The following is a 10,279-nucleotide window of genomic DNA, read 5'->3' on the forward strand; positions in this document are numbered from 1 at the left end:
GCGATGCGGAACAAGCGTGCATAACCTAGGACTTCAAAGCTGACATTCAGACATCATGCAGCATTCGTCGCTGTGGGCTCGAAGCCGCCATTCGCTGCGAACTCGGTGTACGGCAGCACTGGGTCGAAACTGCCAGTATGCTTTCCACCCAGCCGAGCCGATCGGCAGAGTTGAAGCGGACGTCCCGAAGCGATCGGCGGCTTTCGACCCTTTCTCGCCGTTCCGATGAAGGTTGCGGCTTCCCGGAAACGGACATTCACGCTGTCGCTGTCTCCGCGTTCACCGATCGCCGACATCGTTCTTCACGAGCTGATCGAGATTGCCGATCAGCCGTTTCAGCAGTGAGATGAACACCTCGGCTTCCGTCTCTGTGAAGCCAGCAAGAGCTTCGTCGTTGCCCTGAGAGAGGACCGCGCAGGCCTCCGGAAGGCGCGCCCGGGCGCTTTCGGTCAGGGCGACGCGGCTGGAGCGGCCGTCGGTCGGATCCGGGGTCCTCAAAATCAGTCCATCCCGCTCCATCCGCGCCAGCATCTGCGCCATGGACGGCTGCTCGATCCGAGCGAAGCGCGCTAGGTCGCGCTGCGTTTTGACCCGCCCCTCCTCCAGAGCCACGAGGACCGGCAAAGTCCCGACGCCAAAACCGAGCGGCTTCAAGCGAGCTTCACTCAAGCGTGCGAAGCCCCGCGCCGCGACGCTCGTCAAGTGGCCGGGTGTGGAAAGGACATCGGACGTAGACATTCGATATTGCATAGGACCCTATATTTGTACATAGTGTCCTATGTAACAAGTCCTGGTCGCTAGAATCAAGGGAGGCACGAATGCCCATTATCCTCGCAGCGTTCCTGACGGTCGCCTCCGTTTTCGCCAGCAGTCTCGCAAAGGCCATCGAAATGACAGAGAATGTCAAAACCCTCCAGCGCATGTACGAGCGCTTCAACGCCAAGGACATCGATGGTGTCCTTGCAATGCTCACGGACGACGTGGCTTGGGCGAACGGCATGGACGGCGGATATGTTCATGGCCATGACGGCATTCGGGCCTACTGGACGCGGCAATGGACGCTCGTCGATCCCCATGTCGAACCGTTGAGCTTCCGTCAGTCCGACGACAATGCGATCATTGTCGAAGTCCGGCAGACCATCCGCGATCTCACCGGCAAACCCGTCGAGGTCGACGGGTTGAAGGACAAGACGGTTGGTCACCTCTTCCACTTCGTAGACGGCAAGGTCAGCCGCTTCGACATTCGCGAGAACAAATGATCTTGCCTCCGTGCGGCGCACTCCGCTCTTCTCGAGCCTTCGACAGTATAGGACGAACAATTTCGTGACGACCGAAAACACCCATCACGCAACCTGTCACTGCGGCTCCGTGCGCCTGCGCGCAAGCGGCCCGCGCCTTGCCACAGGTGCCTGCCACTGCACAGGATGTCGCCGCATGACCGGCGGCCCTTACTCGTTAGGAGCAATCTACGCATCGGATGCCGTCGACATGGAAGTGGGCGAGACCGTGCCGATCGGTGCCGATCACAATGCCGGACACCAAGGCTGCGCGCGTTGTTCGAGCTGGGTCCTGACCCGCCCCCCCGGTCTTGGCGACATCGTCGTAGTGCGTTCGAGCCTGTTCGAAGACGCCGATCGCTTCACTCCGTTCGTGGAAAGCTTCGTTTCCGAGAAGCTTCCCTTTGTCGAACCTGTCGCTCCCCATCGCTTCGAGCACTTCCCTGACCCGGATGAGTTCCCTCGCCTTATCGGCGCCTACGCCGAATGGGAGCATGCAGTACGCTGAAGGCGCACGCTGCAAGAATTGGATACTCGTCCGCCCCACGGCCGACGCGCTTACATTCGTTCGGGTCGGGAAGTAGCCCGACCGCCTCCGACCCATCGTCGTCGTTCGGTTGCAGTTCCTTTGTTCGATCGTGTCCCATCACGTGATGTAGCTGAGCGGTCATCGAGGGTCCTGCGGTAGGGTCGAGTTGCGAGACGCAACCGAACCGAGGACTTCCCCGATGACCAAACCCATGTTGGACCTACGCGCGCTTGTCGACCAGAGCGCCGACGCGGACATTCTTCGCGAGATGATCGGCTTTGCCGCCGAACGGCTGATGGAGCTGGAGGTCAGCGCCGCCACCGGCGCGGCCTATGGCGAGAAGAGCGCTGATCGCCTTGCTCAGCGAAACGGCTATCGAGACCGCGACTGGCAGACCCGCGCCGGCAATGTCGAACTGCGGATCCCGAAGCTGCGGTCCGGCTCCTATTTCCCGTCCTTCCTGGAGCCGCGCCGCGCTGTCGAGAAGGCGCTCGTCGCTGTGATCCAGGAGGCATACATTCACGGCGTGTCCACCCGCTCCATGGACGATCTCGTCCAGGCCATGGGCGGCACCGGCGTTTCCCGCAGCCAGGTCTCGCGGCTCTGCGAGGACATCGATGAACGTGTCGATGCCTTCCTGACCCGGCCGATCGAGGGCGAGTGGGTCTATCTGTGGATCGACGCCACCTATCTGAAGGTCCGCCAAGCCGGGCGTATCGTCAGCGTTGCCGTGACCATCGCCGTTGGCGTCAACCGCGACGGTCGCCGCGAAGTCCTCGGTATGGCGATCGGCCCGTCTGAAGCAGAGCCGTTCTGGACGGACTTTCTGCGTGGTCTCGTCCGACGCGGCCTCACCGGCGTCAAACTGGTGATCTGCGATGCTCATGAGGGTATCAAAGCCGCCGTCGCTCGTGTCCTGGGCACGACCTGGCAGCGTTGCCGGGTGCACTTTCAAAGAAACGCCTTGGCCCATGCCGGCAAGAACAGCCGGCGGGTGGTTGCGGCCTTCATCGCCACCGCGTTCGCCCAGAACGATCCTCAGAGCGCCAGCAAACAGTGGCGTCACGTCGCCGATCAGATGCGTGGCAAGCTGCCGAAGCTCGCCAACCTCATGGATGACGCCGAAGCGGACGTCCTTGCCTATATGAGCTTCCCGCCGCAGCACCGGGCGAAGTTGCACTCGACAAACCCGATCGAGCGTCTCAACGGCGAGATCAAGCGGCGCACCGACGTGGTCGGCATCTTTCCTAACGAGAAAGCCATTACCCGGCTCGTCGGCGCCATCCTCATGGAGCAGAACGAGGAATGGGCCGTCCAGCGCTCGCGATATATGACGCTGGAAACTCTCGCGCCCGTCTGCGATGATCCCATCATCAGCCTGCCCGCTGCATGAAAGGCTGATCAGCTCGACGCTGCCGCGATCCGCGAGACCAGACGTCAGCTACACCACGGGGTGGGACACGATCCTTTGTTCCGCCAGGCAGACGTTCGCTGTGTCGTTCGATCGATGCGAGACCCATGCTGCTCTCATCAAAGTGCTCAAGTCGTGAAGCTGGTGGATCGCGACAGGTCGTCCCAGGCGGCGATCTCGGTTCTCATGGCTGAGAGCTTCCCTTCGACCAAGCCGAGCGCGTCTGCGCCTAGGAACAATCGCGTCGGCGGTGCCTCGGACGCGACGATCGCCAGAAGCGCCTCTGCCGCCTTTGCAGGGTCACCTGGCTGGTTGCCGCTCTTGGCTTGGCGAGCCGCACGGATCGGATCCATCACCGTGTCGTAGTCGGGAACCGAGCGAGGCGTGCGGTCCATCGACCGGCCGGCCCAGTCGGTGCGGAACTGTCCCGGCGCGAGCGCCGTGACGTGGATGCCGAAGCCGGCCACCTCCTTGCCAAGCGCCTCCGAGATGCCCTCCAGCGCGAACTTCGAGCCGCAATAGAAGGTGATCCCCGGCATGGTGATGAAGCCGCCCATCGAGGTGACATTGACGATATGGCCTCGGCGCCGTTCGCGCATGCCCGGCAGTACCGCTTTGATCATCGCCACCGGACCGAACACGTTGGCGGCGAACTGGCGCTGCAGATCGTCGATCGTGGACTCCTCCATGACCCCCTCGTGGCCGTAGCCGGCATTGTTCACGAGGACATCGACCGGACCGGCCTCCCGCTCGGCGCCTGCGACGGCGTCCGGGATCGCATCGAAGCTCGTCACATCCAGCACGAGCGGATGGGCCAGCTCGGGGGCAAGGGCCTTGAAGGTCTCGGCATCGCTCTCGCGCCGGACTGTGCCGATCACGCGGTGGCCGGCCCTTAGCGCGCCGTGCGCAAAGGCACGCCCGAGACCAGAGCTGACGCCGGTGATGAGAAAGGTGGTGGTGGAGGCAAGGATCATGATCTAACTCTTGAGAGCGGATTAATATATCATGATATAGATAATGACATGGCGCGGATCAAGACGGACATAGCCGGTGTCTCGCGGGGCGAGCCCGTCCGGCAACGCGTGATCGACGCGGCGGAGCGGTTGCTGCGAGAGGGTCGGGCGGACTTCTCGATGCGCGATCTTGCTGCCGATGCCGGGGTCAGCTTCGCCACCCCGTTCAACCATTTTGGCAGCAAGGCGGCGATCATGCAGGCCCTGTCCGAGCGGCGGATCGACGAGATGACGCGGCGGTTCGCCAACAGTCCTATCGTGCCGGATGCCGCGAGCCGCGTGCTCCTAGCCGTCGATGTGGCGGCTGACGTGATGCTGGAGGAGCCTGACGTCAGTCGGGCGGTGATGAGCTGGCTGGGAACGCCCTCGGCTGCACCCGGCCGCGTTTGGGAGCGCTCTACGTCGCTGTGGCGGTTGGCGCTGGGCGACGGCGACGGCTTGGACGCGGCATGGAGGGAGGAAGCGCTGGACCGATTGCCCGGTCAACTTGCCTTTGCGTTTCGCGGCGTTCTGTCCTTCTGGACCGCAGGCGAGCTGGCGGACGATGCGATCGGCCCGAGAGCGCGAGAGATCGTCCAAACGCTGCTGATGGGTTTCACGGAACGGCTGCTATCTAAACGTGCCGACATCTAAGCGGACGGTCAGGAAACCACCCACCACGGTCATTCGAAAGCTCGTTTCTGAAACAATTTCATTGTATTCTGTTTCACCGGGAAATGTGCGCTTCGCAGGTCGTAAGAGAGCGCCTTGAACGCGTCGTATGGGGCGAAACCCGAATGGCTGCTTTCCTAAAATTCCGCCCAGAAGCCGACCGTCCGCTTACGGCCCGACTTACCCGTCTGCTTCTTCTGGGGTTTCAGCGGAATTGCTCGATCTTCAGTTCGAGATCGGCTGCAATTTTCGACCAAGCCTTGTCAGCGGTGACGACGGGAACGGAAAGTTTCTGGCCAAGAGCGAGACAGGCACGATCTCCGTGACTGAGACCGTAGGGCTTCGTGAGATCGAACATGGCGCCGGCGCTGAACGCGAGATCGAGATCGAGTACATGGACGACGAGTCCAAGCGAGAGGATAAGATCCTCTGCCTCGTTACGGTTCGCACCGCTTTGACACAGCTTCGAGACGGCTTCCTGAACTGTAAGCGTGGAGACGGCAGCACCGGCATCGATCCAGCGCTCAACTTTTGCTGCTCCTCGTTCAGCGAAAGCGTAAGCAAGAATCGCCGAGGTGTCGACCACGCAGGCGATCACGAGCGATCGCCCGTTTTGTCCGCGTCCGGTTCGATTCGTGCGATCTCCCGTTCGGCCTCAACGCGCTTCTCAGCGAGAAACTCGTCGACAACGCTGACGCCCGGGCGAGCGTACTTCCTGGCGATCGCTTGAGCCCTTTTGCGCCGTAGGCGCGCGGTGGTCAATTTTATCTCGTCGCCCTCCGCCTCAATCAGGACCTTGTCTCCCTTGGAGAGTCCCAGCGACTTTCGCAGGTCCGAAGGCAACACGACGCGCCCGTTTTCCTGCATGGGCAATTCATACAGTTTCATGGCTCTCTCCTCTTCCTGATTGTTCGCTGCAGAAGTGCAAGAACGAAATATTCAGCTCTCTAGCGCAGATCGATCGAGCGTACGCGAATGAGCCATGCTTGGTATTCTGCCTCAGCCGTCAGAAAAGGGCAAACTGATGTGATATGGCAGAGGCCGCGTGAAAAGGGTTAGGGAGCATTATCTGCCTTATTGCGGAGGTGAAGGTCGAAAGGCCTCATTCGGATATGGTCCCCTATCTTGGGGCAGCTCAGAACTGACCGTTTTTGAGCATATATCGGGGAATATGTCCATAAAATAGGTTGCGCCCATTTAGTACATGCCCGATACAGCGTCGTACCTTTTTGATGCAGTTTCGGAGGGCCGGCGCGTCGCATGTCACGGATTTTCGCTTACGCTCGCGTCTCGACGATCGAGCAGACCACCGACAACCAGCTTGGCGAGATCCGCGCCGCCGGTTTCCAAGTGCAGCCGCGCCGCATCGTCGCCGAAACCATCTCCGGTTCGATCGCGGCCTCCGAGCGGCCGGGCTTCGCCAAGCTGATCGACCGGCTCGAGGAAGGAGACATCCTCGTCGTCACCAAGCTCGACCGGCTCGGCCGCAACGCCATGGATGTGCGGAAGACCGTCGACCAGCTGGACGAGCTCGGCATCAAGGTCCATTGCCTGGCGCTCGGCGGTGTCGATCTGACCAGCCCCGCAGGCCGCATGACCATGGGCGTCATCAACGCCGTGGCGGAATTCGAGCGCGATCTCCTGATCGAGCGGACACAAGCCGGCTTGATCCGGGCGAAGTCCGAAGGCAAGACCCTGGGACGTCCGCCGCGTTTGACCGAGGACCAGAAGCGGGCGGTTGTCTCCAAGCTACAGGACGGTGCGTCTGTCGCGCGGCTCGCCCGCGACTACGGCGTCAGCCGGCTGACCATCAGCCGGGCGCGTGACAAGTACAAAGAACAGGGCAAGGCCGATATGTCGGAACCGGCAAAGAATGCGGACGCGACCGCCGGGGAGGGGGCCGATGCCCATTCGGCGTGAGGATCGGAACTTCTATCCAATCGATTGGCGCGAGCTGTCTCTCGCCATCCGCTTCGGCCGGGCCAAGGGCCGGTGCGAGCGCTGCGGCAGGCCGCATGGCGAGACCGTCCATCATCTCGGCGACGGGCGCTGGTTCGACGCGGACGCCGAACGCTGGCGAGACGGAAAAGGGCGCCTGATCCGAACCAGAAGGCTGCCCGATCCACGGGTGACCGACCCAAGGCTGGCAGGCAGCGAGGCCGGCATCGCACGCACCGTTGTGCATCTCGCCTGCGCCCATCTCGACCAGAACACGGCCAACAACGCCCCCGACAACCTCGCCGCCCTGTGCCAGCGGTGTCACCTCGACCACGACCGCCCCTGGAACCTCGAAAAGCGCCGCCTGACGGTGCTCCTCCGCCGCGCGCTTGGCGACCTCTTCACAGGTCCATATCGACGTTAGAAACCGGAGCGCGATTTGATTTGCGCTTACGCCAAAAGTTGATCCGAACCAGCCAACCGGCGCACACCAGTTATGCGACCGCCTCTTCCTCGATCGTCAGATCACGAAGTAGAGTGTGAATCTGGTCCCCGCTCAGCCTGGAGATATCGAAGCCGCTCGATGCGCTGATACCGGCAAACCGTTCCGCGTCGCCGTTCGAGGTCCCAACAAAGCCCATTGCCCAGTTCGGAAAACTGCGAGCGGCAATGGAATTGAGCGCCAGAAGCGAGACATCGCCATGACGGTCGTCCTGCTGAATGCGTTCGAAGGTCGCCTCGATCTTCTCGAGCGGTCCCTCGAGGACCTGCGCAAAGCATCCTGCATTAAACAGGAGTGCTCCGGTGATCTCATCACGACGGTTGTTCTGCCGGCTCTTGGCGAGGATGTCATCGACATGGGTCGCGAACTCCGCGGCGTCGCCGGAGACATGGTTGCGGCTGTAGTAGACAAGCCGGTAGAGGCTGGCGGTCATCTGGCGTTTCTCCCTTATTGGTGAGGCTTCGGCCGGGCGAGGAACGATGAGATCATCTCCGGCGCCATGGGACGACCGGTCAGATACCCTTGAACATGAGTGCAGCGTTCGCCGCGAATACGCGCGAGCTGCTCGGCAGTCTCGACCCCTTCGGCGGTGATCGCCATGCCGAGACTCGTGCCGAGGCCTGCGACCGCTCGCAGGATCGCCTCGCTGTCGGCATTCGCACTGGCCACGAAAGTGCGGTCGATCTTAATCTTGCTGAACGGGAATTTCTGAAGGTAGCTGAGCGACGAATACCCGGTTCCAAAATCATCCATCGAGATTTTGACCCCGAGCTCACGCAGAGCCTTGAGCGTTTGAAGGACGTTGTCCGTATCATCGAGGAGCGCACCCTCGGTGATCTCGATCTCCAGGCGTTCGGCAGACAGACTGGACTTTTCCAGTGCGGAGGCGACTGTTTCGAGAAGGGTATCGGCTTTGAACTGGAGCGGTGACACGTTGACCGCGACAATCATCCCGTCCGACCAGGATGCTGCTTCAAGGCAGGCCGTCCGCAGAACCCATTCGCCGATTTTGACGATGAGGCCGTTCTCTTCGGCCAGCGCAATAAAGTCGAGCGGCGGGACGTTGCCGCGCACCGGATGTTTCCAGCGGAGAAGCGCCTCGAACCCGATGACGGTATCGTTCGATAGATCGAGAATGGGTTGGTAGTGCAGTTCGAACTGCTTCAGGGCGAGCGCCCGCCTCAGATCAATTTCCATCTCGCGGCGCTTATGTAGGAGATCGTCCATGCCGGCTTCGAAGACGCGATAGCGGCCACGACCGGCGCGTTTGGCCTCATAGAGCGCCAGATCGCCATTTCGCAGTATGTCGCGAGCCTGGGTAAAATCGCCTTGCATCGCGACCCCGACGCTGACGCCGATGTTGATCGTGTGGCCGTTGAGAACATAAGTTCGGCCGACGAGATCCACGATCCGAGCGGCAAGCTTCTCGGCGTCGGCAGGCTCGCGAACTTCGTGTTGAAGAACGACAAACTCGTCGCCGCCAAGGCGCGCGACGATGTCGCCTTTACGGCATGCCCCGGTCAGGCGCTCTGCGACTTTCTTTAAGAGAAGGTCACCGATGCCATGTCCGAGTGTGTCGTTGACCATCTTGAACCGATCGAGATCGAGACAGTGCACCGCAACGCTAGCGCTATCGTCTCTGTTAATGGCCCCAGTTAGATGCGACATGAACATATTGCGCTTGGCGAGGCCCGTCAGATCATCGAGATCGGGTACGATGGTCAGCTGTTGCGGTCCGGTCGATAGCCGAAGGTCGAGGACGAACTGTGCGCTCCCAAGCGGCGTCAGCGTTGCATCGTAAGCCACATCCTTTTTCGTCACGAGGACAAGAGACGAGGCTTCAGCGACATTTGCACTCGCCGGAGCAAATCCCGGAAAAAGATCCCGGATATTCAAACCGATTACCCATCCACCGAACGAGGCTTCAGCGGCAGAGTTGGCATAGACGATGTTACCCTCAGCATTGAGAGCAAGGACAGGATGGGAAAGGTTTTCGAGGATCCGCTCCGTACTCGGCGCATCGACAGTCTGTGACGTCGTCATCGTTGTAAATGGTGTGGCGACGTTCATGAGAGCCTCGTCATGGTTCGGACAAAGCTAAGATTTGGCAGAGAAAAGTTATCAGGCAGACAAAAAATACTAACCAGTTACGACGAGCGTCGAGATTCTGGTTTCGATAGTTTACTATCGCCTAAATCGCTCCGAAAATATCCGTATTTGCTTGGTGCAATTGCAAATTAGTACTCGTGATATCTAAAGGTGTATGTGCATTAATATTTGCGCAGTTTGGCTGTTCAATTTCTTTGCCAAGGGTAGCCAGTGACCGATATCTTCACATGAGAACCGGTGTCATCCGCTTTCGTCGAGAGCCATACGCGATTTGGCGATTTGGGCCATTGAGTTCGCAATCGTGTCGAATGTCGTATTCATCATGTGATGATGTTCACGGGCAATGGCACCCATCCGGCGGACATCGTCAGCGAGCATTTCTTCGTGGTTCGCCATTTCTTGATCGGCGATTTTCGTCACATCGAACTGCGAAGCAAAAATGAAGCGCACGCGGCCCCGCGCATCTGCAAGCTTGTTCATCAGCACGAGGTTGACGAACGGCGTCCCATCCTTCTTAAAACTCATCAGCGTCGTTCGGATCGATTGAAGTTCGAGATCGTCGAGAAAGCGACGGATCTCTTGCCGGCCCGGTTGATCCCGCACATCGCGCTGGAGGAGCCGACAATTCTGGCCGACCAATTCGTCTGACTCGTAGCCCGACAACTCACAAAAGCGTGGGTTCACCAGGTTGAGCGGCAGATCGGGGACATTCGTTTCGGCGAGGTAACCGCTACCCTGGCCCCTTCGGCAAAACGCGCAAGCGACGTCTGTAGACTTCCCGACAATGGAGTTCCTTTCTAGATTTCTGGTCTAGGATGGAAACCGAAATCGACCGGTCAAGCAGAACCG

13 protein-coding genes are annotated in these 10,279 nt (G+C 60.3%); 6 read left to right on the forward strand and 7 right to left on the reverse strand.

Annotated features, from left to right (window positions below):
- Positions 1–279 precede the first annotated feature (279 nt).
- Entirely contained in the window at positions 280–738 is a 459-nt protein-coding gene (locus J6595_RS22160) for a MarR family winged helix-turn-helix transcriptional regulator (RefSeq protein ID WP_209597898.1), read from the reverse strand.
- Positions 739–890: 152 nt separating this feature from the next.
- Here J6595_RS22160 and J6595_RS22165 point away from each other — a divergent pair, with 152 nt between their 5' ends.
- The 3 genes from J6595_RS22165 to J6595_RS22175 all read left to right on the forward strand — a co-directional run bounded on the left by J6595_RS22165 (position 891) and on the right by J6595_RS22175 (position 3,199).
- Positions 891–1,259, forward strand: a complete 369-nt coding sequence (locus J6595_RS22165; RefSeq protein ID WP_209597922.1) for a nuclear transport factor 2 family protein — start codon at positions 891–893, stop codon at positions 1,257–1,259.
- Between the two features lie 64 nt (positions 1,260–1,323).
- Positions 1,324–1,785: a GFA family protein gene (locus J6595_RS22170; protein WP_483414003.1), complete on the forward strand. Its 462-nt coding sequence runs from the start codon at positions 1,324–1,326 to the stop codon at positions 1,783–1,785.
- A 220-nt stretch (positions 1,786–2,005) separates the two neighbouring features.
- Positions 2,006–3,199 (forward strand): IS256 family transposase, encoded by a 1,194-nt coding sequence (locus J6595_RS22175; protein ID WP_209597902.1) that lies wholly within the window; start codon positions 2,006–2,008, stop codon positions 3,197–3,199.
- Positions 3,200–3,345: 146 nt separating this feature from the next.
- Here J6595_RS22175 and J6595_RS22180 read toward each other — a convergent pair whose 3' ends face one another.
- Positions 3,346–4,191, reverse strand: coding sequence for an oxidoreductase (locus J6595_RS22180; RefSeq protein WP_209597904.1), 846 nt, complete (start codon positions 4,189–4,191; stop codon positions 3,346–3,348).
- A 48-nt stretch (positions 4,192–4,239) separates the two neighbouring features.
- Between J6595_RS22180 and J6595_RS22185 the strand changes: the two genes are divergently transcribed.
- Complete coding sequence (locus J6595_RS22185) at positions 4,240–4,863, forward strand: TetR/AcrR family transcriptional regulator (RefSeq protein WP_209597906.1); 624 nt, start codon at positions 4,240–4,242, stop codon at positions 4,861–4,863.
- Between the two features lie 223 nt (positions 4,864–5,086).
- Here J6595_RS22185 and J6595_RS22190 read toward each other — a convergent pair whose 3' ends face one another.
- Both J6595_RS22190 and J6595_RS22195 read right to left on the reverse strand, forming a co-directional pair.
- Complete coding sequence (locus J6595_RS22190; RefSeq protein ID WP_209597908.1) at positions 5,087–5,479, reverse strand: type II toxin-antitoxin system VapC family toxin; 393 nt, start codon at positions 5,477–5,479, stop codon at positions 5,087–5,089.
- Complete coding sequence (locus J6595_RS22195; protein WP_209597910.1) at positions 5,476–5,769, reverse strand: AbrB/MazE/SpoVT family DNA-binding domain-containing protein; 294 nt, start codon at positions 5,767–5,769, stop codon at positions 5,476–5,478. Before J6595_RS22195 ends, J6595_RS22190 begins: the two co-directional genes overlap by 4 nt.
- A gap of 372 nt (positions 5,770–6,141) precedes the next feature.
- Between J6595_RS22195 and J6595_RS22200 the strand changes: the two genes are divergently transcribed.
- Together J6595_RS22200 and J6595_RS22205 are read left to right on the forward strand one after the other, a co-directional pair.
- Positions 6,142–6,801 (forward strand): recombinase family protein, encoded by a 660-nt coding sequence (locus J6595_RS22200; protein WP_209597912.1) that lies wholly within the window; start codon positions 6,142–6,144, stop codon positions 6,799–6,801.
- Positions 6,785–7,243: a hypothetical protein gene (locus tag J6595_RS22205; RefSeq protein ID WP_209597914.1), complete on the forward strand. Its 459-nt coding sequence runs from the start codon at positions 6,785–6,787 to the stop codon at positions 7,241–7,243. Before J6595_RS22200 ends, J6595_RS22205 begins: the two co-directional genes overlap by 17 nt.
- Positions 7,244–7,313: 70 nt before the next feature.
- Here the strand turns inward: J6595_RS22205 and J6595_RS22210 are convergent, their stop codons facing one another.
- From J6595_RS22210 to J6595_RS22220, 3 genes are all read right to left on the reverse strand, one after another.
- Positions 7,314–7,754 carry a BLUF domain-containing protein gene (locus J6595_RS22210; RefSeq protein ID WP_209597916.1) on the reverse strand — a complete coding sequence of 147 codons (441 nt, stop codon included), beginning with the start codon at positions 7,752–7,754 and terminating at the stop codon, positions 7,314–7,316.
- A 14-nt stretch (positions 7,755–7,768) separates the two neighbouring features.
- A complete protein-coding gene (locus tag J6595_RS22215) occupies positions 7,769–9,391 on the reverse strand; it encodes a sensor domain-containing protein (RefSeq protein ID WP_209597918.1) in 1,623 nt (540 codons plus the stop codon).
- Positions 9,392–9,670: 279 nt separating this feature from the next.
- On the reverse strand, positions 9,671–10,114 hold the full coding sequence (locus tag J6595_RS22220) for a PAS domain-containing protein (RefSeq protein ID WP_209597920.1): 444 nt from the start codon (positions 10,112–10,114) through the stop codon (positions 9,671–9,673).
- Positions 10,115–10,279 lie beyond the last annotated feature (165 nt).

The sequence above is a fragment of the Jiella mangrovi genome, assembly GCF_017815135.1.
Lineage (GTDB): Bacteria > Pseudomonadota > Alphaproteobacteria > Rhizobiales > Rhizobiaceae > Jiella > Jiella mangrovi.